Source organism: Bacillus cereus group sp. MYBK195-1, from assembly GCF_051916605.1.
GTDB classification, from domain to species: Bacteria; Bacillota; Bacilli; order Bacillales; family Bacillaceae_G; genus Bacillus_A; species Bacillus_A cereus.
The window spans coordinates 1-25,523 of record NZ_JBQAGZ010000005.1 but is presented as its reverse complement, the minus strand read 5'-3'; the positions used below and the strand labels follow the sequence as shown (position 1 = coordinate 25,523).

Here is a 25,523-nt window from a genome sequence, read left to right as displayed (position 1 = left end):
TCTAGTTATATCGTATCAAAAAAAGAGGGGAAAATGGTTATAACGAACAACGTTTTTTCTTCGTCTTGAGTTTTATTAATAAGTTAAGTAAACGATCTAATTCTTGGCTGAAAGAAATCACTTTATCATGAGTGAATCCGTATCGTTCAACGAGATAGATTAACTCTTTCTTTTTCGCTTCTATTCGATTGTTTAGTTTCGATAAGTTCATAAGTGGAATGTAATGCCTCCTACAAAAGTATTTATCACATAAAAAATAAGACCGAATGAATTCGGTCTTAAAGGAAATAATAAAACAACTTACAAATAGCATACAATGTTTATCAATATTTTTTAATATGAAAATGAAAAATAAATCATTATAAATATTGAGAAAGATGTGTCTGATAATTTTTAAAAACTGATGCAAAGAGGCTGCCTACATAGTAGACAGCCTGTAAAGTATTAACCTTTATGATATTTGTACATCCAAAGAAGACCAGATTTTAATAATCTCGGTACACGTCCCATTAATGGTTGGTTTGCTAGTAAACCAAAGCCGTGCTTCTTACCAAGAGATCCTAGAACACCTTTTAATTTAATAACAGGTAGTTCATCCGGGAGTGGTTCATTATTCCAACGTTTTAATAATATTTGGACAATTTGTTCTCCTTGACCTTCAGCCAGTTGGGCAGATGGTGCATGTGGAAGTGCTGCGCAATCTCCTACAACGTAAACATGATCGTTATTTGGAATATTATGATATTTAGTTAAGACAACCCGTCCGCTACCATCTTGTTCAACTGGAAGGTTTCGAACAACTTCATTTGCTTGAATACCAGCTGTCCAGACGATTGCATCACATTCAAGTGGTTCATCGTGGTTGTAGACAATATTTGGTTCTACTTTTGTAATGTTAGAGTTTCGTATAATGTTAACTTTATGCTTTACAAACCATTCTTCTACGTATCTACTTAATTTCTCTGGATATGGGAATAAAATTCTATCTTTTCGATCAAATAAATAGATTTTTAAATCAGAACGGCTTTCACGAAGTTCACTTGCTACTTCAACGCCACTTAAGCCAGCACCAACGACAGCTACTGTTGCATTTGGTTCTAGACTATTTAATTGTTCATATGTCTTACGTGTTTGTTCAATTGATTGTAGACTATGTGTATATTCTCTAGCTCCAGGAACGTTATGATATTTATCTTCACAGCCAAGTCCGATAATTAAATCATCATATTGGATCGCTTCGCCGCCATCAAGATGAACAGCTTTTTCTTCGAGGTCAATATTTGTTACTGTGCCGTATTGAATATTGAGGCGTGGGTGTTCAGGAAACGGTATACGAATATGCGTTTCTGAAATAGTACCCGCAACTAATGCATAATATTCAGTTTTGAAACAATGATATGGTACTTTGTCGATTAATGTCACTTGTACATCATCTGGAAGTTGGTTGCTTGGAAGTAGCCTTTGCAGAATTCTCATTCCACCGTAGCCGCCACCTAGTATTACGAGGTGTTTCATGATGGATTACCCCTTTTCTGTTGAAATATCCCCTAATCATAAAATTTTATATTAATAAAATATTTTGACTTTACTCAATCAAATTATATCGAATTTGTGAACAAATAACAATGCATGAATGAATACTCTGTTGTACAATAAGAAGAAAAGTAAACTGTTTTTCTTTTTAAGTTACTCTTTCATTGTAAGTAGCATGTTATATAGAAGAAATCATCTACTTTGAAGTGAAGTAATGAAGTAACTAAATAGTTTAGACTGTGTAACGAAAACAACAAGAAACAGCTTAGTTTTCTTCTTATAGATAAAGTGAAAAGGTAATTTGTTTTGTAGTACAGGGGGGAGAATTTTGATTAAACCATTAATTGAATTTTGTGTAGGTAACCTTGCAAGTGGTTCACAAGCAGCTCTAGAAAAATTAGAAAAAGATCCGAATTTAGATGTAATGGAGTATGGTTGTTTAGGATATTGTGGCATTTGTTTTGAAGGACCATTTGCACTTGTAAATGGTGAAGTTGTACAAGGTGCAACAGTAGAAGAGCTTGTTAATAATGTATATGAGTATTTGGATGAAAATCCAATGTTTTAAGGTGTTGCGAATTAGCAGCACCTTTTTCATTAGATAAAACTTTATTTCGTGGGGAAGACTAATACTGAGTATTAGTCTTCCCCAATCGAAAATAGTAGGATAAATAAAAAAAGGCCCTTTTTAGAAGGGCTTTTTTCTTACACAAATTGTGTAAGAGTGGCTCATCGCCAAACGTTGTCAAATATGAGAAACGGGGGACATTCATATTGTGTTCTAAAAGCATGCATTTTATACTTAACATAACAAATTATTTTTGGAGTGAATATAAATGAGCCAATTTTCTTTTACAAAAATGCATGGTCTTGGCAATAGTTATATATATGTAAATATGTTTGAAGAGCAAATTCCTGAAGAAGATTTAGCCCTTGTGGCCGAAAAGGTTTCAAATATTAATACTGGTATTGGAGCAGACGGGATGATTTTAATTTGCCCTTCAGACGTAGCTCCGGTGAAGATGCGTATGTTTAATAATGATGGTTCTGAAGGAAAGAGCTGTGGTAACGGTTTACGCTGCGTAGCGAAATATGCGTATGAGCATAAACTAGTAGAAGAAACAGTTTTCACAATTGAAACGTTAGCTGGTATTGTAACGGCTGAAGTAACAGTAGAAGCTGGTGTCGTGACATTAGCAAAAATCGATATGGGAGCACCGCGTCTAACACGTGCAGAAATACCGATGCTTGGTGAAGGTGAAACACCATTTATCCGTGAAAACTTCTTATACAATAATCATCGTTATGCATTTACAGCTGTTTCAATGGGAAATCCGCATGCGGTTATTTTTGTTGATGATGTAGAAAAAGCACCTCTTACAACACTTGGACCAGTTCTCGAGACACATGAAATGTTCCCAGAGCGAGTAAATGTTGAGTTTATCGAAATTTTGAATGATGACGAGATGAACTTCCGCGTTTGGGAACGTGGATCTGGTGTAACGCAAGCTTGCGGAACAGGAGCGTGCGCTGCAGTTGTAGCTGCTATTTTAAATGGAAAGATGGAACGTGGTAAGGAAATTACAGTCCATTTAGCTGGCGGCGATTTAATGATTGCGTGGACTGAAGAAGGAAACGTGTTGATGAAAGGACCTGCGGAAGTAATTTGCCGCGGAGTGTATGAGTACAAGATAGAAGCGTAAAGATGTATAATGGACTAAGAACAGAAAGGAAGGTGTATTTCATGATTGAAGTAACAGAACAAGCAGCTTTTCAAATTAAAGATATGTTAAAAGATGCTGAAGATGGAGAGAAGTATGTGCGCCTTGCTGTACACGGCGGCGGATGTAGCGGTCTTTCTTACGGCTTAGGATTTGAAGTAGAACCAAAAGAAGACGACACAGTTCTTGAGTTTTTCGGTGTTGAATTTGTTATCGATACAGAAAGTGCTCCAATTGTTAAAGGAGTAAAAATTGACTATAAACAATCTATGCTTGGCGGCGGATTCACAATCGACAATCCAAACGCAATCGCATCATGCGGATGTGGATCATCTTTCCGTACAGCATCGAATGCTGGTAAGCCAGAAGAGTGCTAAGTTTTTAGCCAAAAAAGAAAAGACCTTTTTAGCGATGGAATAAAATCGTTAGAAAGGTCTTTTCTTTTTGCGTTAAAACAGAAAATGCATGTAAAGTTACTTTGGATTTTAATTTAAATGTTATTATATATGGTATATATGATTAATGCTGTGAATTCGAGATTCATATTGTTCATTTTAAGATAAGATTATGTAGAAAAAATGTAAATGATTAGCAAAAATATACTATTTATTAGTTATATTTAATTTTAATATTTGTAACGAAGATGATTGGGGATTATGTTCGGACTAGTTGTAAATGCATCGGTTATTACTAATAGGTAGATTTATGCAGCACGATTGGTTCAACTAATAATCAGTGGGGAAGAAGAAAACCCCCCACTGATTAAAGTTTCACTTTATACAAAAAAGGTGCATGAGCGAGAAGGCTATAGCAAATTGTATAGAACTGAATAGTTCCGTATTAATTAAAATACGTTGATTACTAGATATAAAAAAACACCGGGGGGATTAGAGTGAAGTCATTTAAGAGAGTACTTATAGTAGGGATGGCGTTGACTACAGTATCGATTTTGGGAGCTTGTTCTAGCGATACAGACGTATTAACAAAAGCAGGAGCAAAGCAACCAGCGAAGGCGGAAGGTGAAGTACTAAAAGATCAGAAGAAAACACCTATGACTACGAGCAAACGTGAAAGTATTAAAAATGAGGATGCACCATCATCACAAAAGCGTTATATTTCTCATGATGAATTTCAACAGATTGAGGAAGGTATGACGTATACGGATATTCTTAATACGATTGACTATGGTGGTGAGAACATAAAACATTATAATAACCATGAAAAACGCGTATTTTATACTGAAAAAGATACGGATGGTACATATGAAATTATGGTTGAATTAAATACATATGGTTATGTTGTAAATATTGAACGTACTGCTATAAAGGATGAAGATAAAGATACAGATAAAGAGAATCAGGTATTTACGAAACGTAGTGAAGAGCCTGTAAAGGAATATGAAGAAAAAAACGATCGTGTACCGTGGTATAAAGATGTAAATAACAATTCGGCAGCAGTAAGTTACAATCATTATTTGAAAATCAAAAAAGGTATGGCCGCGAATCAGGTAAAAGCTGCAATTGGACAGCCACATGTGATTGAGAAATATAAATCTTATTCAGTATATGACTATACTGGTTATGGTGGAGAAGGATCATTACGTGTAATCTTTGAACCGAATGGAACTGTTACGGATGTAGTGGAAGACGGTTTACCACGATAATAAATTAGTTACGGGAAGAATTGTAGTAAAGTTGTCTTTGATTTTATAAAGTTTTTGGGAGCATCTCCGAATATAGGTGAAAAAATAATTCTCTTAGCTATGTTAACTACAGTATTAGTATTTACCGAAGCTTCTTCCAAATTCAATAGCGTTATCGTGGATGTTGTTGTCGTATTTTATCTTTGTTGATATATACCGCAGTAGGGCAGCAATTGTAACTGGACGTAAAAGGACACGGAGGAGTAGCAGCCTCCTTTTGAAAGAAGGAGGAAAATATGATGGAGGATATTCTTGAATTCATAAGGAGATACGTAATTAAACCTATTATTAGTTTAGTAAGATATCTTGTAATAGAGATTATAATTGAAGGCATAATAGAAGGCGTAATAAACGGTATAAGGAAATTACGTGATAAGTGGCAGAATTGGCGTGAAAGACGTTATTGGCGGTAGTGTAGCTGATGAGCGTGCGAAACAAAAACGTTATACAGAAATTTAATGTAATGACAATTTCTAAAGTGAAGAAATAATTATTATCTTACAAAAGTGTAATGTTCATGTCATGTTTTTGAATTTCTTCTTTAAGCTCCGGGCTTTAAGATAAGAATATAAGAAAAAACATATGAGGTGAAGGAAATGAAAAGATATATTGCACTGTTTAGTATTTTAGTTGTATTCGCAAGCCTTTTAGTTGGTTGTGATATTAATCGTTTAGGAAAAGATGAGTATTACGTTCAAGTTACAGCTGATGGAATTGAAAAAAATGAGAAGTTTGATAACGGAGAGCCACATAAATATTTCGAGTATAAATTAAAAGGATTCGATAAAGACGGTAAAGAGAAAGAATTAGAATTCATAGCTCAAAAAAATCTTCGTAAAGAAGCATTCCTACGCGTATACCACTCAGATAAAAAAGGTGTAACAGCTTGGGAAGAAGTGAAAAAAGACGAGCTCCCAGCGAAAGTGAAAGAAAAACTAAGTGTGAAATAAGACAGATAAAAAGGAATTGACGAACAGGGTCAATTCCTTTTTTTGTTTTCAAATTCTTCTTCTGAAATGACTTTAAATCCGTGTCTTTTAAATAAAGCAGTTGTCACTCCGAAACCAGTTTGCTTATTACCGTTAAATTCTCCAGTGTAAATCGTAGAACTACCACAAGATGGGCTGCGTTCTTTTAAAATAATATATTCTGGGTGTAAATCTTTAATTTGTTCTAATGCTTTATAAGCACCATTTACGAAAGCTGCTGTGACATCTTCACCATTTTTTGTTATCACTTTCGCTTTTCCGTCTAAAACGTCGTCGCCATTCCCGCCAATAATTTCAGCGGAAGGACGAGGTGTTGGTAGTCCTCCTAATACTTCAGGGCAAATGAGGACTGTATCTTCTTTTTGCAGAAGCTCCTCTATTTTTGAAACGAGATTGTCATTCCCGTCATAACGGCAAGCAATCCCACCTAAACAAGCGCTAATTACGATCATATTTTCATCTCCATTAAAAAATATTAACTATCACGCCAATTTCGCTTCCTGCCTCTTACTTATAAATGAGGTGATATAAATGGGAAGCTTATATAATTTAATGAAACCATATAGTGAATTTCGAAGTAAAGAAGAGTTTAATACATATCAAAAACAAGTTTTGAAGTGCTACCGATTTCAATTGAATAAAACTGATTCTATCATTATTCATTTTTTAGGAAAATATGCGGTGAATGAGAAACAAAAAACAGTAGGGGTTGCTTGTCCATTAATGGGGACGATTGCGACGAATGTTGGAAAGAGTATTCGTACAGTACGCCGTTCAATTGCAAAGTTAGAGGAACTAGGAATTATAAAGCGTGTTGCAACAAAAGAAAGGCATAAACGCGGCGGGTATAGTGCAAACTTATATGAATTTCTTACATCTGCGATTGACCGCATGGATGACCGTATGAAAATGTCCGCTTGTAAAACTGAGGATAATGCAACTGGCTGTAGTAAAAATGAGCAAAAAATTGCTGGGGAAACAATTCTTTCTAAAAACATTTCGCAAATAAAAGAGAAAAGAAAAGGAACGTATGAGCTTGATGAGACGTATTCCCGTCATGATATACCGAAGCCTTTTATATACGCACTGGTGCCGATGACGAGTAATCCGAAGAAAATTAATATATTTTGGAGTAAGGTCGAGCTTGCGTATAAAAAGAGTGGGTTATTAGAACAAGGTGTTTTACTAGAGCAAATATTAGCTGACGAAGAAGTGTATGGAAATTTAATTTGGCGCGTGAAAAGTGTTGTAAGAGCATATAAATATGGGGAAATTCGTAAAGACATTGGGGCACTTTTATACAGTACAGTGCGAGATTTATTTTTAGAGGTTGGATTAGAATGGGGAGCAGCATTAAGGAGAAGTAAGGGAATATCACTATTTGATCCATTCAAAAAAGAGCCATGCGTATAATACATGACTCTAAGTGGCTAATCGAACTTCCTTACAACTGGAACACGAATCGCTACAAATAGTACGAAGACGATAACAGCTATTGCACCACTTTTCATAACGGTTACGATTGGAATTCCCATTGCAAGTGCAAGTGATGTGAATGCATAAGAGAGCGGGATAAAGCCCATTGATGATAGCATAAGTAAACTCATTACGCGTCCCATCATTTCTTCTTTTACTGTCGATTGAATCATTGCCATAAGCGGTACAATCGCCATTGCGATTGTAATACCATAAAACATGCCGGCTAATAGTGCTTGCCAAAGTACGGTGCTAAAGTTGATGGCTAAGAAGAATACACCAGACAATAGCATCATGATAATACAAAATAGACCGCGTCTACGATTAATATTTTTTAAACCTACAATGATAGCACCGATTGCCATTCCGCCGCCTACAGATGCTTCTAAGTAACTAAACTGGAGCGAATCACCATGCAGAACGTTTTTAACAAAAAGCGGGAAACCAACTTGCATCGGGCCGATTAAAAATAAGCTTAAAAAAGCGCTACAAATAAGGAAAGTTGAAAGGAATGGCGATTCCTTTACATATAAGATTCCTTCTTTAATGGAAGTGAACATACCTTTATCTGTATCTTTTTGTTCTGGCATCGTAAATTGTATTTTTTGAACGAGTATGGCAGCGAAAATTAGTAATAAAATCGTAATGGAAAAGATTGTCTCATAGTTCGTAAATTTAATGAGAATACCACCAAGTACAGGGCCTAAGATGACCGATGCTTGGTTCGTCATTTGTGTAAGTGAATTTGCTTGTGTTAACCGGCTTTTTTCTACCAATTCCGGTAAGATAGATCCATCTGCTGACCAGAAGAAAGCATCAGCAAGTCCAAAGAATAAAGCGAATAAAGCAAATGTATATAGTGTTACATCACCGACAATGAACCATGTGAGAATGGTTGCGACAAGAATCGCTCGAATGATATTGGAGTAAAACATAATGTTTTTTTTCGGGAATTTATCAGCTACAGCGCCGCCGACAATCATAAAAATAAGCCTTGGAACACTAAGGGCTACGAAAACAACACCGAGTGAAGCTTCAAGGTTTAATGTTTTTGCTATGTACCACGTTTGTGAAAAAGTAAAAAAGGCTAAAGCAAAGCTTGAAAAAAGAGTAGCTGCCCAAAGAAAAAGGAAATTCGTATTTTTTAATAACGGTTTTCCGCTTCCTTCTAAAGCAGTTTTATTTTGTTGTAGTTCCTCCATATTGCTTCCTTTCTATGTGACGAATTTAAACTAAAAAACTTATTAACAATCGTTTTATACAGTTTCTAATATTTCTATACTGCACTTTCTCATTGTAGACAATAATAATGAATTTGCCCAGTAGCTATTTAACGACAAAAAAAGATGCCGAATGGGCATCTTTTTTTAGGCTAACGCAATATAAATATCCAATTGAACGTTGTTTGGATCTAACGCTCTTTCATCGTAAAGCTCAAAGTCTGTTGTGAAGGCACGTTTATTTTCTTTCGACCATTTCCAAATATATTCCCAAGCTTCACAAACGACTTCGGCAACTGGTCCCTTTCTTGTTGTAAATACCGCATATGTAGCGGCAGGTATTGTTAAAGTTGTCATATTTTCAGGAACGTCTTTTAGTGAAGAAACTGGCATACCGATTGTAAATGTATATGTACCAGTTTCATCTGATTCGTAGTTTGAGTAGAAAGCGAATGTTTCTTTCGTTTGTTGATTTGGGATGTGATGCATCATTTGTTCTTGAAAGTATCGGTTCCAAAGTTGTGGAATGTTTCCTTCAGTAGATGCCTCTTTTTCATTAGTCGTCGTAACCGAAACGCCGATTGCGTGGAAAGCTTCTTTTTTTACGATAATAGGTTCGTGTAGCATAAAAAATTCCTCCTTCTTTAAAAAAAAGAACGTTTGTTCTTGTTTTAATATAACATATTTTTACATGTAACGGTTGTTATTTTTAGAAAATTTTAATCATAAAAAACAAACTGAAAATAACTAAAAAATGGTAAATTTTCTATTGTATGTATAAATAGGATGAGGAGTATGTTAAAATTTTTAAGTATCCTTTAACTGTTATATAAACCTATACAGCACGGTGTTTTTACTATATTAAAAGTATGGTAAAGGTTTGTATAAGTGTCCGGTATATATGCTATTTTTGATAAATTAAAATAGTAATATTCTATGAGATTTATATTGTTGACATTGGGATTTCAACGATACATTTTCGTAGGTCGGATTGTTGCGAGTGGATATATATTGCTATGTATTCGGCTACTAAATGAAAGGGTTGCTGCAATTTAGTAGCCGGATAGCAAGTATATAGAAAGGAGAAAGGTAGAAAATATGAAGCAAGTATTGAAGTGTTTTAATGTCGTAACAATGATTACACTTCTCCTATCCATCATATTGCCTTCGCCCAGTGCTTTTGCTACAGAGATAAATAAAAAAAGCTGGGATGAGTTACAAGGAAATGATGTGAAAATTAAGGCAGAGAAAGTGAATGCTGAAATGTATAGGGGAGAAGTAGCTGAGAGGGAGCCCGTATTTCAATATAAGATTGAAAATACGGGAGATACACCAATCCGAGAATTAGTAATTAAACAAAATAATGACAATGGAATTGAGTTTCTTTCGCAATCTGTGAAAGTAAACGGAGAGAAGTTACTTGAAAATAAGGTAGCGGATTTCTATGTAGAGGAAAAAGATAATGGAGGAAAGGTTCTTTCTTCTAATCTTAAAATTCAAGATTTAAAATCACATGAAAAAATGACTGTATTAATAAAAGCTCGTCGTGCGCAACATTTTAATAAAGAGTATAAGCAAAAAATTAGTGTGCAAAAGGATCAACTACAGATAGGAAACATGTCTGTAGATGTTGAAGGGCTTCCCTCTGAAGAGAAGTTAGAAGCTAATACCGATGATGAGGCTGACAGTAGTAAGAAAGCTATCGGATCAACAACTGATTCAAAAACTAAAGAAGTGGATGGAAAATTAAAAGTATCTGTAGAAGATAAAAATACATCTGCACAAAAAACAGAAATAGAGAAGATAAAACAACCTGAAGCTGAGAAGCAACTAGAAAAAGAGAAAAAGCAATCACCTTTAGCAGTAAAGCAGAGTGATGCAGAAGTACAAGCTGCATCAGAAAATGCTTCGAAGGTTCAAATCCAAACAGGAGATAAACAAGGATTTGGAGACCCGTTGTATTCTACAATTGCTCCTGGTAATTTAGTACAGACTGGTAATGTGACGCTTGGTTTGACATCTGATCATTATGGCAGACAAAGTATGGGTTATAAAACGAATAAAATGACGGTTGATGTTGATAACGATGATAGTACTTTTAATTCGTCAACAGGTGCATTTCCTAACATTCCTGCTGGAAGTAAAGTGAAAAAGGCGTATTTGTTTTGGACAGCTGCTATGGGGACTCCGAGTGATGCAAGGACAGATTATAGAGTTAGCGATGAAGATGTAAGACAACCCGTTAAAATGAAGATGGGAAATAAGCAATACGCTGAAGTAAGTGCTGATAGTATACGAAAAGCGGATTCTTTACCGTATATTGCAAATCACTATGGCAGTGGTGCAGGATACGTAGCGTATGCAGATGTAACAAATGTAATTGCACAGCAAGGTATTTCTCAAACGGTGACAGTTGCAAATGTGCCACAAATTAAATTTGAAAAAGGTAGTGGCTATTACTGGGGTAACTGGAATCTTATATTAGTTTATGAAAACTATAAAGAAACAGTAAAAGACATGAAGATTTGGGAAGGGCTAGTCTCTCAAAAAAGTACAGCTTGGACAGATATTAGTGTTAATAAAATAAACACACCAAAAGAAGGCGCTTTTAAGGCGAAATTTAGTTATTTTTCATCGCAAGGTGATCCAGCTGATAATGATGGATATGCCTATGATTATGGAGAGTATGATTTTGGGTTAGGGTATCAAAAGTTTAAAAATATTAAAGGTAAAGATAATGATGTTAATGACTCATCTATGACAGAAGTACAAGTAGATGGTACTAACGAATTTGTTACGAAAAAATACCCAGGATATAATCCAGATTGGACAAATTCTTTCAGTACAGATATTCATACGTATCACCTTGAAGGACCCACTCAAGTGAAAAATGATTTAAAAGAAGCAAAAATGCGTTTTAGAGCATATGGTGGTGGCGGTGATATTTACGTATTAAATAACGCTACACTCGTTACAGAACATAATGCTCCAAACTTACAAGTTGATAAAAAGGCATTAGATAGTGCCGGAAAAGAAATTAAGGACGTTAAAGCTGGTGAAGAGTTTACGTATCAAATTGAAGTGAAAAATGATACGAAAAATAACCAAGCGCCGGTATCAAATGTAAAAGGTTTTGATAAATTAGATGATCGTTTAGAGTATGTTCCAGGGTCTATTCAATATGTTACTGGAAGCAATAAAGGACAAAAAACAGATGATGCAAACGATGATGAAGCAGAGTTTGTAAATAATCAAATTGATTTCCGTGTTGGTGAGGGTGCAGATGCTAAAAACGGTGGTGTTTTAAAGCCGGGTGAAAGTACCGTTATTACATTCAAAGTAAAAGTGAAAGTGAAAGATTCTGTACAATCAGATACAACAGTAAAAAATGTCGTTGTTGTAAAGGGACAAGATAGTGCCGAGATAAAGTATGAAACTGAGGACGATGCAAATGTTACGGTTACTACCCCAAAAGAAGTTCCAGGGGAAATAGAGGCGAGAAAAATAGCTTCTAATAAAACACCGAAGTTAGGTGATGAGGTAGAGTATCGTATTACATTTAAAAATAAGATAAAAGATGGACGTCTAGATGTATTGACGATTGAAGACGAATTACCAAGTAGTCTTGAATACGTGAAAGATAGTTTGAAAGCCGAAGGTGTAAAACCAGAGCCAGTAGAGCTGAAGTTTGAAAATGGCAAAGTATCCAGAAATTATGGATATGGAAGAAAGAAGTATCGTCTTTAAAACAAAAGTAAAAGAAACTGCAAAAATTGGTGAAGAAATTGTTAACAAAGCAACCGTTAGTGATAAAACAAATCCACCAAAGGATCTAGAAGAGAAGATTACACCACAGCATAAGGCCGGTAAAATTGATGCAAAGAAAAAAGCAACAAATAAGAAGCCGAAGCTAGGAGAAGAATTTGAATATCAAATTAGCTTTAAAAATACGGTGGAAAACGGAAAACTAGATGCAGTTACAATAGAAGATGAAATTCCAGCTAACTTAGAATTTGTTCAAGGCAGTGAGAGGGCTGAAGGTACTGAACCAAATCCAGTAGAGTTAAAAGTAGAAAATGGTAAGGTAATCGCAAAATATCCAGAGATTACGGATACAAAAGAGCGAAGCATCGCCTTTAAAGTGAAAGTAAAAGAAGAGGCAAAAGCGGGAGAAACGATTGTTAATAAAGCAGTTGTGAGTGAGCCAAATGGACAGTCTGAGCATCCAGAAGAAAAGATTACGCCGAATTATAAATACGGTAAAGTGGATGTAGAAAAAAACGTAACGAATCAAACACCAAAACTAGGAGAAGAAGTGGAATACCGAATTACATTTTATAATACGGTAGAAAACGGAAAACTAGAAACGGTGCTAGTAGAAGATACACTACCAAAAGGTGTTGAATACGTGAAAGATAGTTTGAAAGCTGAAGGTATAAAACCAGAGCCAGTAGAACTAAAAGTGGAAGATGGCAAAGTAATGGCCAAGTATCCAGAGATTATGGATACAGAAAAAAGAAGTATTGTTTTTAAAGTGAAAGTAAAAGATTCGGCAAAGGTAGGGGAGGCAATTGTAAATAAAGCAATTGCAAAAGATCCGAAAAATGAGCCTGTTGAATCGAAGGTTGTTATTACACCGCAAAGTAAAAAAGGTGAAATTGCTGCTACAAAGGTAGTTAATAATAAGAAGCCGAAGTTAGGTGAAGAAATCGAGTACCGCATTAGTTTTCATAATACGGTTGAGAACGGAAAACTAGAAACGGTGCGAGTGGAAGATACAATTCCAAAAGGTCTTGAATATGTAGAAAATAGCATCAAGGCCGAAGGAGAAGAACCTGGACCAGTAGAATTAGCTGTTGAAAATGGGATAGTCAAAGCTAAGTATATCGATATTATGGATATGAAAGAAAGAAGTATCGTCTTTAAAGTAAAGGTGAAGGAAGAAGTAAAAGTAGATAAAGAGATTGTCAATAAAGCAATTGTTGATGATACGAAAAATCCACCGATTGAACCGGAGGAAAGAATTACTCCGCAACATAAGGATGGAATAATTGATTCGAAGAAGACAGTAGATAATCCATCACCAAAACTAGGAGAAGAAGTAGAATACCGAATTAGCTTTAAGAACACGGTAGAAAACGGAAAACTAGAAAAGGTAATAATAGAGGATACAATTCCTAACGGTTTAGAGTATGTAAAAGGCAGTGAAAAGGCTGAAGGTGATAAACCAGCTCCATTAAAGTTAAGTGTGAAAGATGGAAAAGTTATTGCTGAATACGACAATATTACGGATATGAAAGAAAGAAGTATTGTCTTTAAGGTAAAGGTGAAGGAAGAAGCGGAAGTGGGGAAGGAAATCATCAATAAGGCAATTGTTGATGATATGAAAGATCCGAAAGAACCAGAAGCGAAAATTACACCATTACACAAAGATGGAAAAATTAAAGCGAAGAAAATCGTAAATAATGAAACACCGAAGTTAGGAGAAGAAGTAGAATACCGAATTAGTTTTAAAAATACGGTAGAAAACGGAAAACTAGTAGAGGTTAAAGTAGAAGATGAAATTCCAGCTGGATTAGAGTATGTAGAGAACAGTTTACAAGCAGAAGGATCTAAGCCTAGTCCGGTAGAATTGAAATTTGAAAACGGTAAGGTAATGGCAAAGTATCTAGAAATTACGGATACAAAAGAAAGAAGTATTATCTTTAAAGTGAGAGTAAAAGAAGAGGCAGAAATAGGCAAGGAGATTGTTAATAAAGCAATCGTAGTAGATACAAAAAATGAGCCCGAAGAGCCTCATGTGGAAATTACTCCGCAATATAAAGATGGTAAAATTGCTGCGCAGAAAGTGGCGAATAATCATAAACCGAAACTAGGAGAAGAAGTAGAATACCGAATTAGTTTTAAAAACACGGTAGAAAACGGAAAACTAGTAGAGATAAATATAAAGGATGCATTACCAAATGGTTTAGAGTATGTGGAAGGCAGTATCACGGCAGAAGGTTCTAAACCGAAACCAGTAGAGCTACATGTGAAAAATAATAAGGTAATGGCAAAATATCCAGCTATTACAGATACAGAGGAAAGAAGCATTGTCTTTAAAGCGAAGGTAAAAGAAAGCGCAAAAGTGGGGGAAGAAATCGTAAATGAGGCAATTGTGGATGATACAAAGAATCTGCCAGAAGAGCCTTATGTACCGATTACACCACAGTATAAAGATGGTAAAATTGAGGCAAGAAAAGAAGTAAGTAACCATGAACCGAAGTTAGGTGAGGAAATCGAATATCGAATTATTTTTAATAACACGGTGAAAGATGGAAAACTAGCAGAGGTAAAAATAGAAGATGAAATTCCAGCTGGATTAGAGTTTGTAGAAGGAAGCGAAAAAGCTGAAGGTGAAGAGCCAAAACCAGTGGAGTTGAAAGTAGAAAATGGCAAGGTAATGGCAAAGTATTCAGAGATTATGGATACGCAAGAAAGAAGTATTGTCTTTAAAGTGAAGGTAAAAGATTCGGTTACAATAGGGAAGGACATTACAAATAAAGCGATTATCCATGTTGATGATCCGAACCATCCAGTAATTGATCCGACAGCAAAAATTACACCACAATATAAAGATGGTAAAATTGCTGCTCATAAAAAGGTGAATAATCATAAACCGAAGCTAGGTGAAGAAATCGAATATCGAATTTCATTTAATAATACGGTGAAAGATGGAAAACTGGCAGAGGTTAAAATTGAGGATGAAATTCCGTTTGGTTTAGAGTATGTGAAAGATAGTCTAAAAGCAGAAGGTGATAAGCCGTCCCCAGTAGAGTTGAAAGAAGAAGCTGGTAAGGTTAGTGCGAAGTATGAAAATATCACTGACATGAAAGAAAGAAGCATTATCTTTAAAGTGAAGGTGAAAGATTCCGTTGAAGTGGACAAGGCAATTGTAAATAAAGCAATTGTTGATGATACAAAAAATCCACCAGAGCGACCAGAAGTAGATATTACACCGCAGCATAAAGATGGTAAATTTAAAGCTAATAAAAAGGTAAGTAAAAAAGATCCAAAGCTAGGAGAAGAAGTAGAGTACCGAATTAGTTTTAAAAATACGGTAGAAAACGGAAAACTAGCAGAAGTGAAAATTGAGGATCAACTACCAAATGGATTAGAGTATGTGAAGGATAGTTTAAAAGCAGAAGGTAATGAACCAAATCCGGTAGAGTTAAAAGAAGAAGCTGGAAAAATTACAGCGAAGTATGAAAATATTACTGATACAGCTGAGCGTAGCATTATCTTTAAGGTAAAAGTAACAGAAGCAGTAAAAGTCGGGAAGAAAATCGTGAATACGGCAATTGTGGATGATGATAATCCGAAGAATCCTCCGCAAAAACCAGAAGCGATTATTACACCGGAGTATAAGAATGGAAAAATAAAAGCTGAGAAAACAGTAAATAACCCAGCTCCAAAATTAGGAGAAGAAGTAGAGTATCGAATTACGTTCCGTAACGTAGTTGAGCACGGAAAATTAGCGAAGGTGAAAATTAAGGATGAATTACCAAACAGTTTAGAGTTTGTAGAAGGTAGCGAAAGAGCTGAGGGGGATAATCCAAAACCGTTGCATGTAAAAGTGAAAAACGGCACAGTACTCGCAGAATATTCAGAAATTACGGATACGAAAGAAAGAAGTATCGTCTTTAAAGCGAAAGTGAAAGAAAAAGCTAAAATTGGCGAAGCGATTGTGAATACGGCGGTTGTGGAAGATACTATAAATCCACCAGAGAAACCGAATGTCGCGATACAACCTCAACATAAAGAGGGTGTATTACAAGCTGAAAAGACTGTGAGTAACCATGAACCGAAGTTAGGAGAAGAAGTAGAATATCGAATTAGTTTTGAAAATACGGTAGAAAACGGCAAACTAACTGAGGTAAAAGTAGAGGACGAAATTCCAGCTGGTTTAGAATACGTACAGGATAGTATAAAGTCTGATGGGCCGGAACCAAATCCAGTAGAACTTAAAGTTGAGAATGGAAAAGTAATAGCAAAGTATCCAGAAATTACGGATACGAAAAAAAGAAGTATCATCTTTAAAGTGAAAGTACAAGAAACGGTACAAGTAGGAAAAGAAATTATAAACAAGGCGGTTGTGGATGATAATAATCCGACAAATCCACCAGTTGAGTCACTTATACCAATTACACCTCAATATAAAGATGGGAAACTAGAGGCAAGGAAAGAAGTAAGTAACCATGAACCAAAGCTAGGGGAAGAAATCGAATATCGAATTACTTTTAACGGCACAGTAGATGGCGGGAAGTTAGTTGATGTAAAGATTGAAGATGAAATTCCGTCTGGTTTAGAGTATGTGAAAGAAAGTCTGGAGGCCGTAGGTGATAAGCCTGTACCAACAGAACTTAAAGTCGAGAATGGAAAAGTAACAGTGAAGTATCCAGAAATTACGGATACGAAAGAAAGAAGTATCATCTTTAAAGTAAAGGTAAAAGAATCAGTAAAAGTTGGAGAGGAAATAACAAATAAAGCGATCATTCATGTAGATGATCCAAATCATCCAGTTATGGAACCGACAGCGACAATAAAGCCAGAATATAAAGATGGTAAGTTAAAAGCGACGAAGACAGTAAATAATAAAGAACCGAAGCTAGGAGAAGAAGTAGAATACCGAATTAGTTTCAAAAATACGGTAGAAAACGGTAAACTAGCAGAGGTAAAGGTAGAAGATGAAATTCCAGCCGGTTTAGAGTACGTGCAAGATAGCATTAGATTTGAAGGGGCTGAACCAAATCCAATAGAGTTAAAAATGGAGTTTGGAAAAGTAATAGCAAAGTATCTAGAAATTACAGATACGAAAGAACGTAGTATTATTTTTAAAGTGAAGGTAAAAGCAGCACCAAGTAAAGGGATAACAAATAGAGCGGTAGTGGACGATAAAATAAATCCACCACTTGAGCCTACAGTTACAATTTTACCGAAAACAAAAGAAGATCTTAAGATACCAGAAGAGCCGAAGGAACCAGAAGTGAAACCGGAAGAGCCGAAAGAACCGAAAGAACCAGAAGTGAAACCGGAAGAGCCGAAAGAACCGAAGGAACCAGAAGTGAAGCCGGAAGAGCCGAAAGAACCGAAAGAGCCGAAAGAACCGAAGGAACCAGAAGTGAAGCCGGAAGAGCCGAAAGAACCGAAGGAACCAGAAGTGAAGCCGGAAGAGCCGAAAGAACCGAAGGAACCAGAAGTGAAACCGGAGGATCCGAAAGAACCAGAAGTGAAACCAGAGGATCCGAAAGAACCAAAAGAACCAGAAGTGAAACCAGAGGATTCGAAAGAACCAAAAGAACCAGAAGTGAAACCGGAAGAGCCGAAAGAACCGAAGGAACCAGAAGTGAAACCGGAAGAGCCGAAAGAACCAGAAGTGAAACCGGAGGATCCGAAAGAACCAAAAGAACCAGAAGTGAAGCCGGAAGAACCGAAAGAGCCGAAGGAACCAGAAGTGAAACCGGAGGAACCGAAAGAGCCGAAGGAACCAGAAGTGAAACCGGAGGAACCGAAAGAGCCGAAGGAACCAGAAGTGAAGCCGGAAGAGCCGAAAGATCTGAAGAAACCAGAAGTGAAACCGGAGAAACCGGAAGTAAGACTGGAAAAGTTAATTAAAGAACCGCAAGTAAAAGTAGAAAAAGAATTACCGAAAACAGGGGCAGCACATTCATGGATGATGTCAGTTGGTGCGGGAATTTCATTCTTAGTTGGCGGAGTATTATTCGTATTAGGTAGAAGAAGAAAACAATAATTTTTTAGGCGAAAAGCACACTGAGTTCGATGGTTTATTGGACTCAGTGTGCTTTTATGTTATATAAAAGGAAAGCTCCTTCCACGTATGGAAGGAGCTTTATTTTTGCATATTAAAACATACTTGAGCTATGCATCGGTTGAAGTTTTGCATTTGGATCGAAGTAAGCTTTTGCATTGTTTACTGCTGTCGGTGCTTCGCCAAATCCACAAGCGATAAGTTTTACTTTTCCTTCATATGTACAAATGTCACCAGCAGCGTAAATGCCAGGAATATTTGTTTCCATTTTTGAATTTACAAGGATGCTGTTTTTTTGTATATCTAGGCCCCAGTTTTTAATTGGGCCAAGAGAAGAAACGAAGCCGTAGTTTACGATTACGTCATCAACATCGATGATAATTTTTTCCTCCGTTTTTACATGTTGAAGAACGACTTGTTCAATCTTATCATCACCAATGAGTTCTACTGGAACGTATGGTGTACTTACTTCTGCACGAGAATTCATTAAGCTTTCTACGCTATGTTCATGCGCACGGAATTTATCACGACGATGAACGATTGTAACTTTTTCAGCGATCGGTTCTAACATCATTGTCCAGTCTACTGCTGAGTCGCCACCGCCAAATACTACGACGCGCTTACCAGCAAATTTATTCATATCATCAACGAAATAATGTAAGTTTTTCTTTTCGTATTTCGCTGTACCTTCTAATTCTAAGCGGCGTGGTTGGAAAGCACCATTGCCAGCAGTAATAATAACTGATTTAGAATAGTGAGTTTGCTTATTCGTAACAATTTTAAATATACCGTCAGCTTGTTTCTCAAGCGTATCGACAGCTTCTTCTAAACAAACAGTTGGATCAAATTTCTTCATTTGCTCTTTTAAGTTATCAACTAATTCTTGTGCGCGCACTTTTGGAAATCCAGCCACATCATAAATGTATTTTTCAGGGTAGAGTGCGGATAATTGTCCGCCAAGTTGAGGTAAGCTTTCAATGATTTTTACACTTGCTTGTCTCATACCGCCATAAAATGCTGTGAACAGTCCCGTTGGACCACCACCAATAATTGTTATGTCGTAAACTTTTTGATTTTCTGCCACTTTCATTCCCCCTATAGATGGAATTTTGATATTGATTTCATATATTGTTCATATGTACACGAAAATCCTGCAAATGATGATACTTTCAAATAAATGATAGCATATTTGAGTTCATAATACTTCTGAAAACGACTGAATTGTGTGTAAGTTTTCGCATAGGTTCTTTTTTATTGTATAAAATATACAGAAAGGAAAATACATGAAAAAAAGGCTAAAAAACCCTTGAAAACGCTATGTTATTTTAAAATATTGATAATTCTCCAGACGCTTGAATTCTGGAATAAAACCGACTAATATAGGGAAGTATTATGTTAAATTTCTATGACAAAATTCGTACGATTTTTTGACTGCGTTTTGTTATGATATAGAATGTGATAAATTCCACATTCTTGACAAATAGAGTTTTTAGTACTTGGTATTATTTTTCATTACTATTATATAAAGAAAAGGGTTGTGATTTGGTGAAGACTCCAAAAATCGTAGTTTTAGGTGCAGGTTATGGCGGGATGATTACGACTGTTCGTCTGCAAAAAGCATTATCTGTAAATGAAGCTGAAATTACGCTAGTAAACAACAACAGCTATCACTACCAAGCGACTTGGTTACATGAGAGCGCAGCTGGTACATTACAAGATGAAAAAATCTGTCTAGATATTCAAGACGTTATTGATACAAATAAAGTGAACTTTGTACAAGACACAGTAGTAGAAATTAAAGCTGCTGAAAAACGCATTATCTTAAAAGATGGCGAGTTAGAGTATGATTACTTAGTAATTGGTCTTGGTTTCGAATCAGAAACATTCGGAATTACAGGATTAAAAGAGCATGCATTCTCAATCGCTAACATTAATGCAACTCGTGAAATTCGTGAGCATATGGAAGCTAGTTTCTCTAAATATGCAACTGAACAACGCGATGAGTTAGTAACAATCGTTGTTGGTGGTGCTGGATTTACTGGTATCGAGTACGTAGGTGAGCTTGCAAACCGTGTTCCTGAACTTTGCAAAGAGTATAATGTACCACGTGAAAAAGCACGTATCATCTGTGTAGAAGCTGCTCCAACAGCACTTCCAGGTTTCGATCCAGCGTTAGTAGAATACGCTGTAAAACAACTTGAGAAAAAAGGTGTAGAATTCCGCATCGGTACAGCAATTAAAGAAGCAACTGAAGAAGGTATTATCGTTGCGAATGGCGATGACACTGAATTAATTAAGTCTGAAACAGTAGTTTGGGCTGCAGGTGTTCGTGGTAATGGTATTGTGGAAGAGTCTGGCTTTGAAGCGATGCGCGGACGTGTAAAAGTTGATGAGTACATGCACGCTCCAGGATACGAAGATGTATTCATGGTTGGTGACGCAGCGTTAATCATTAATGAAGAAATTAACCGTCCTTACCCACCAACAGCACAAATTGCAATTCAACAAGGTTACAATATTGCACACAACTTAACTGTATTAGTTCGTGGCAAGGGCGAAATGAAGAAATTCGCATTCGATAATAAAGGATCTGTATGTTCTTTAGGTCATGACGATGCAATGGGCGTTGTTATGGGTAAAAAGTTAACAGGTTGGAAAGCTTCCTTCATGAAGAAAGTAATCGATAACCGTTACCTATTCTTATTAGGTGGACCTTTATTAGTTCTTAAAAAAGGTAAATTAAAGTTCTTTTAATATATAGTAGAAAAAGCAGAAACGGCTAAGAGCTGTTTCTGCTTTTTTCATATTAAAAATATAGTATAATATATAAAAAAGAAAGAATATTCTGTCCGTTCTGATGGAGGAGGTTATTACATCATGGAGAAACGAGGGAAGGTATGGCTAGCTGTTAGTGGTTTAGTAGCTACAAAAGATGGTAGGTGGCTATTTGTTAAGAAGAAATACAGTGGATTAAAAGGGAAATGGTCTTTACCGGCTGGTTTTGTAAATGAAGGTGAGACGGTTGATGAAGCTGTGAAACGCGAAGTGTTAGAAGAGACAGGCATTGTCGCTCATGTGAAGGGGATTATTGGTGTTCGATCGGGTGTTATTCGTAATGAGATTAGTGATAATATGATTATTTTCCTTTTGGAACCTGAAGGAGAAAATATTATTGTACAGGAGAAAGAATTGTCTGAAGTGGCGTTCTTACATCCGGATAAGATTGTAGACGATCCGAATACGTCTGTGCTTATTAAATATTTGTTAGAAGGAAGATCAGAACTACATCTTGAAGTGGACAAAACATTAAATCCAGGTGAACCATTTGGTTATACAGCTTATCACGTATTTACGGCACGTGCGAAGGAGAGGGGAAAAGAGTGAGTATACCGGTACTACTTATTTCAATGATGTTATTCTTTATTTTGTTCTTTGGAATTGGATTTTTACTCAACATGATTTTGCGAGCTACTTGGGTAATGGTTATTGTGTATCCGATTGTTTGTATGCTTATTATTAATAAAGCGAGTATGTGGGATTATTTTTCAAAACCGAAAGAAACATTTTCTTCATTTGGGACAAGTGTATCGCACTTAGGACAAGCAGACGTATTTATTCTATCTACTGGATTAGTAGGGGCTGCTTTAGCAGGAGTCGTAATCAAGAAACTTCGGAAAAGCGGATATCAAATGTTTTAATCTCCAATTAAGTTGGAGATTATTTTTTTTGCATATTCCTTCATCGTATAGGGAATGATTAACGATGAAGGAGTGTGGAATATAAAAATGTTAAAACGATATTGTATTCGCATTATGATGACTTGTTTACTTGCAATTGCATTATGCGTAACATGGAATGCTTTCACAGGAGTTTCTTTATTAGAGATTGTAAAGATATATGAAGGAATGAGTGCAAAAGAAGTACATGCAGCAGAAGTTAAGAGAAATGTTGCTCCGAGTAAAGAAGTGATAAATGCTTTAGAGCAGGCAAACGACTGGTCTAAATATCGTTCAATTGAAATGACTGCAACAGGTTATACATCGGGGATTGAGTCAACTGGTAAGAGGCCAGGGCATCCAGAGTATGGTATTACATATTCAGGTGTCAAAGTGAAAAGGGATTTATATTCCACAATTGCTGCGGACTTACGCGTATTCCCGATTGGAACAATTCTCTTCGTGCCAGGTTACGGGTATGGTGTAGTAGCTGATAAGGGCGGCGCAATAAAAGGAAACCGTCTTGATCTATATTATGATACGGTGAAAGATGTTTATAGCCAATGGGGTAAGAAAAAAGTAAATGTGTACGTAGTAAAAGTAGGAAATGGTAAGTTTACAGAAGAAGAGTTAACGATGTTAAATCAAGACGAAACGATGCAAGTGTTTCGTGGTCAATATTTAAATCAAAGATAGTCTAGTCGTAATTACGCTAGACTTTTTTTCTTGGCTTATTTCATGATAGAGGAGATTTTGGATCTGCGATTTTACACGCCATATAACTGTAGTTAGAATTATCGCATTTTATCGAAAATAAAGTTATAATGGTGGTAGAGAAATTTAGGGGGTCTGAACATGTTTCAAGTACAAAAAGAATTAGCAGGTCATGAAGCGGTAATTGTTGCTTTATTTGAAGAAGAGAAAATGAGTAGTTTTGTACAAGAACTGGACAAAGCGTTTGAAGGGCAATTACAAGTTTTACTAGAAGAGAAAGAATTATCTACGAAGAAAAAGGCCATTTCGAAAGTATATAGCTTAGGGAAAACAAATGTGAAACGTTATTACTTTGTTGGTTTAGGAAAGAAAGAATCTTACACGACAGAAACGTTACGTGCGGCTCTTGGTAAGGCGTTTAAAACACTGCAAGCAGCAAAAGTACAAGATGCAGCAATCTTACTTGATTCTTTCGTAACAGAGAAATTAGACGCGATTGATGTCGCTCATATTGCGGCAGAGGTACAAGGCCTTGGTACATATGAGTTACAAACGTATAAATCAGATAAAAAGGATCGTGTAGAGTTAGAGAAGTTCACGGCTATTACAGCGGAAGATGCACAAGAAATTGAAGCAGCATTAACAGTTGGCTACGTACATGGACGTGCAACAAATTCAGCTCGTACACTTGTAAATATGCCGCCAAACGTATTAACAGCGACAAAGCTTGCTGAGTATGCTGTTGAATTAGCGGAGAAGTATGATATGGACTATAAAGTTCTTGAGAAAGAAGAGATGGAAGACCTTGGTATGGGTGCGTTACTTGCAGTAAACCAAGGTAGTGTAGAGCCACCAAAAATGATCGCTCTTATTTATAAAGGAAAAGAAGAGTGGAGAGATGTCATTGGGTTCGTTGGAAAAGGTATTACATACGATACAGGTGGTTATTCTTTAAAACCACGTGAAGGCATGGTTGGTATGAAAGGTGATATGGGCGGTGCAGCTGCTGTATTAGGTGCGATGGAAATTATCGGTGAACTTCGCCCAGAACAAAATGTGATCGCTGTTATTCCTTCAACTGATAACGTTGTAAGTGGTACGGCATTTAAGCCAGACGATGTAATCACATCTATGAGCGGAAAAACAATTGAAGTATTAAATACGGATGCAGAAGGTCGTCTAGCTTTAGCTGACGGTATTACGTATGCGAAAAAACTTGGTGCAAACTACCTTGTTGATGTTGCAACATTAACAGGCGGTGTAATTGTTGCACTTGGAAACTATACGACAGGCGCAATGACAAATAATGAAGAGTTATTTGAGCAAGTGCTAGAGGCTTCTATGGAAACAGATGAGCCAATTTGGCAACTACCGATTTTTGATCGTGATAAAGAACGTGTGAGAAACAGTAAGTTTGCTGATTTAAATAACTCACCAGGCCGTGAAGGACATGCGGTTATGGCAGGTACATTCCTAGGCGAATTCGCTGAAGATACACCATGGGTACACTTAGATATCGCTGGAACATCAGAAACAAAAGGTGCGCACGACTTAGGTCCAGCTGGAGCAACTGGCGCAATGGTACGTACACTTGCAACACTTGTGGAGCGTTTTGGAGAAGAATAATTTTTTGAAGAAAAGGCTGTCTCAAATTTTTGAGGCAGCCTTTTTTTATTGGTATAGTAGAACCATTTGTTGGTAATTGGATATAACTTCGTTTGTCACTACGCTGTTGAAAAATGTGTTTATAAAGAAATCGTATACAAAACCCCATTTAAAGCAAAAGAAGTACGGCCCGTTTCTTCAGAGACAACTAATATAAGTGCATCACTCTTTTCTGATAAGCCAATTGCAGCTCTGTGACGTGTTCCTAGCTCAGGATCAACTTCTGTACTTTTCGTTAAAGGAAGAATATTAGCAGCTGAGACAATATGATTATTTTTTACGAGAACGGCACCGTCATGAAGAGGGTTACCTGGATAAAATATTGATTCGAGTAATGGCGCAGTTAAATGAGCGTTTAATGTCGTTCCAGTTTGAATGAAAGCTTCAAGCGTCTCGTTTCGTTCCACGACGATAAGAGCACCATGTTTTCTGGCGCTTAAATGTTGGATAGCTGTCGTAATAAAAGATGAACTTTCCGTATAAGGTGATAAATATGCCTGAATATAGTATGTAGCTGCCAATGTTTGTACATTTGCTAACATATGATGAATATCTTCCATTTTGCATAAAATACATTCGTCTTCTTTATCGATTGCGTTCCTCATAATCGATAGTTCTTTTTCAGCAATTTCAATCATTTGCTTTGTTTGTATTTTGAGCTCTTCTGACAAGCCCCATTCGTGCATAATCCTCATTCCCTTTAGTGGAGTATTTAACAATAGTGTATACAAATATTCCTAGTAAAATCCTGTTAGATTTTATAAAATATTGAGATACAGCATGTTTTTTTCATATAATAAAGGTATGACGAGCGAGAGGAGAGAGAAGAATGAATTGGAAACAAGAATTTAGTCGCTGGCTTTCTTACGCACAATTAGATGCAGAATTAAAAGAACAGCTAGAAAATATGAAGCAAGATGAGAAGAAAATCGAGGATAGCTTTTATAAAAATCTAGAGTTTGGCACAGGTGGTATGCGT

General features: G+C 36.3%; 18 protein-coding genes and 2 pseudogenes. 13 read left to right on the top strand and 7 right to left on the bottom strand.

What is annotated here, in order from left to right; all coding sequences use genetic code 11:
- Positions 1 to 37 precede the first annotated feature (37 nt).
- Both ACTFRY_RS20105 and ACTFRY_RS20100 read right to left on the bottom strand, forming a co-directional pair.
- Positions 38 to 211, bottom strand: a complete 174-nt coding sequence (locus ACTFRY_RS20105) for an aspartyl-phosphate phosphatase Spo0E family protein (protein WP_001054089.1) — start codon at positions 209 to 211, stop codon at positions 38 to 40.
- A 233-nt stretch (positions 212 to 444) separates the two neighbouring features.
- On the bottom strand, positions 445 to 1,515 hold the full coding sequence (locus ACTFRY_RS20100; protein ID WP_000682077.1) for an NAD(P)/FAD-dependent oxidoreductase: 1,071 nt from the start codon (positions 1,513 to 1,515) through the stop codon (positions 445 to 447).
- A 346-nt stretch (positions 1,516 to 1,861) separates the two neighbouring features.
- Here ACTFRY_RS20100 and ACTFRY_RS20095 point away from each other — a divergent pair, with 346 nt between their 5' ends.
- The 6 genes and pseudogenes from ACTFRY_RS20095 (at position 1,862) to ACTFRY_RS20070 (ending at position 5,906) form a co-directional block, all read left to right on the top strand.
- Positions 1,862 to 2,101 carry a YuzB family protein gene (locus tag ACTFRY_RS20095; protein WP_000595026.1) on the top strand — a complete coding sequence of 80 codons (240 nt, stop codon included), beginning with the start codon at positions 1,862 to 1,864 and terminating at the stop codon, positions 2,099 to 2,101.
- Between the two features lie 268 nt (positions 2,102 to 2,369).
- Entirely contained in the window at positions 2,370 to 3,236 is an 867-nt protein-coding gene (gene dapF, locus ACTFRY_RS20090) for a diaminopimelate epimerase (protein ID WP_000077391.1), read from the top strand.
- A 41-nt stretch (positions 3,237 to 3,277) separates the two neighbouring features.
- On the top strand, positions 3,278 to 3,631 hold the full coding sequence (locus ACTFRY_RS20085) for a HesB/IscA family protein (RefSeq protein WP_000573825.1): 354 nt from the start codon (positions 3,278 to 3,280) through the stop codon (positions 3,629 to 3,631).
- Between the two features lie 515 nt (positions 3,632 to 4,146).
- Positions 4,147 to 4,917, top strand: coding sequence for a hypothetical protein (locus ACTFRY_RS20080; protein ID WP_000834601.1), 771 nt, complete (start codon positions 4,147 to 4,149; stop codon positions 4,915 to 4,917).
- A gap of 411 nt (positions 4,918 to 5,328) precedes the next feature.
- A pseudogene (locus ACTFRY_RS20075) lies at positions 5,329 to 5,412 on the top strand (methyltransferase); the annotation flags it as partial.
- 140 nt (positions 5,413 to 5,552) lie between these two features.
- Positions 5,553 to 5,906, top strand: a complete 354-nt coding sequence (locus tag ACTFRY_RS20070; RefSeq protein WP_000833122.1) for a YxeA family protein — start codon at positions 5,553 to 5,555, stop codon at positions 5,904 to 5,906.
- 29 nt (positions 5,907 to 5,935) lie between these two features.
- On the opposite strand, the gene ACTFRY_RS20065 is transcribed toward ACTFRY_RS20070, so the two are convergent.
- Positions 5,936 to 6,397, bottom strand: coding sequence for a DUF523 domain-containing protein (locus ACTFRY_RS20065; RefSeq protein WP_000635484.1), 462 nt, complete (start codon positions 6,395 to 6,397; stop codon positions 5,936 to 5,938).
- 79 nt (positions 6,398 to 6,476) lie between these two features.
- Here ACTFRY_RS20065 and ACTFRY_RS20060 point away from each other — a divergent pair, with 79 nt between their 5' ends.
- Entirely contained in the window at positions 6,477 to 7,358 is an 882-nt protein-coding gene (locus ACTFRY_RS20060; RefSeq protein WP_098617108.1) for a helix-turn-helix domain-containing protein, read from the top strand.
- 17 nt (positions 7,359 to 7,375) lie between these two features.
- Here ACTFRY_RS20060 and ACTFRY_RS20055 read toward each other — a convergent pair whose 3' ends face one another.
- Positions 7,376 to 8,623 (bottom strand): MFS transporter, encoded by a 1,248-nt coding sequence (locus tag ACTFRY_RS20055; RefSeq protein ID WP_440032419.1) that lies wholly within the window; start codon positions 8,621 to 8,623, stop codon positions 7,376 to 7,378.
- 165 nt (positions 8,624 to 8,788) lie between these two features.
- Positions 8,789 to 9,268: a GyrI-like domain-containing protein gene (locus ACTFRY_RS20050; RefSeq protein WP_044797484.1), complete on the bottom strand. Its 480-nt coding sequence runs from the start codon at positions 9,266 to 9,268 to the stop codon at positions 8,789 to 8,791.
- A 471-nt stretch (positions 9,269 to 9,739) separates the two neighbouring features.
- Here ACTFRY_RS20050 and ACTFRY_RS20045 point away from each other — a divergent pair.
- A pseudogene (locus tag ACTFRY_RS20045) lies at positions 9,740 to 18,431 on the top strand (isopeptide-forming domain-containing fimbrial protein).
- 112 nt (positions 18,432 to 18,543) lie between these two features.
- On the opposite strand, the gene ACTFRY_RS20040 reads toward ACTFRY_RS20045, so the two are convergent.
- Positions 18,544 to 19,533, bottom strand: a complete 990-nt coding sequence (locus tag ACTFRY_RS20040; RefSeq protein ID WP_000829774.1) for an NAD(P)/FAD-dependent oxidoreductase — start codon at positions 19,531 to 19,533, stop codon at positions 18,544 to 18,546.
- 461 nt (positions 19,534 to 19,994) lie between these two features.
- Between ACTFRY_RS20040 and ACTFRY_RS20035 the strand changes: the two genes are divergently transcribed.
- From ACTFRY_RS20035 to pepA, 5 genes are all read left to right on the top strand, one after another.
- Positions 19,995 to 21,203, top strand: a complete 1,209-nt coding sequence (locus ACTFRY_RS20035) for an NAD(P)/FAD-dependent oxidoreductase (protein ID WP_000856612.1) — start codon at positions 19,995 to 19,997, stop codon at positions 21,201 to 21,203.
- Positions 21,204 to 21,326: 123 nt separating this feature from the next.
- The gene (locus ACTFRY_RS20030) at positions 21,327 to 21,833 is read left to right on the top strand and encodes an NUDIX hydrolase (RefSeq protein WP_000415321.1); all 507 of its coding nucleotides are present in this window, start codon (positions 21,327 to 21,329) and stop codon (positions 21,831 to 21,833) included.
- Positions 21,830 to 22,147, top strand: coding sequence for a YuiB family protein (locus ACTFRY_RS20025; RefSeq protein ID WP_000027016.1), 318 nt, complete (start codon positions 21,830 to 21,832; stop codon positions 22,145 to 22,147). The genes ACTFRY_RS20030 and ACTFRY_RS20025 overlap by 4 nt, the downstream gene beginning before the upstream one ends.
- Before the next feature lie 87 nt (positions 22,148 to 22,234).
- Positions 22,235 to 22,861, top strand: coding sequence for a 3D domain-containing protein (locus tag ACTFRY_RS20020; RefSeq protein ID WP_000920099.1), 627 nt, complete (start codon positions 22,235 to 22,237; stop codon positions 22,859 to 22,861).
- Positions 22,862 to 23,020: 159 nt separating this feature from the next.
- Positions 23,021 to 24,505, top strand: a complete 1,485-nt coding sequence (gene pepA / locus ACTFRY_RS20015; protein WP_000487957.1) for a cytosol aminopeptidase — start codon at positions 23,021 to 23,023, stop codon at positions 24,503 to 24,505.
- Positions 24,506 to 24,624: 119 nt separating this feature from the next.
- On the opposite strand, the gene cdaS is transcribed toward pepA, so the two are convergent.
- Positions 24,625 to 25,230 carry a sporulation-specific diadenylate cyclase CdaS gene (gene cdaS, locus ACTFRY_RS20010; protein WP_000545251.1) on the bottom strand — a complete coding sequence of 202 codons (606 nt, stop codon included), beginning with the start codon at positions 25,228 to 25,230 and terminating at the stop codon, positions 24,625 to 24,627.
- Between the last annotated feature and the right edge of the window lie 293 nt (positions 25,231 to 25,523).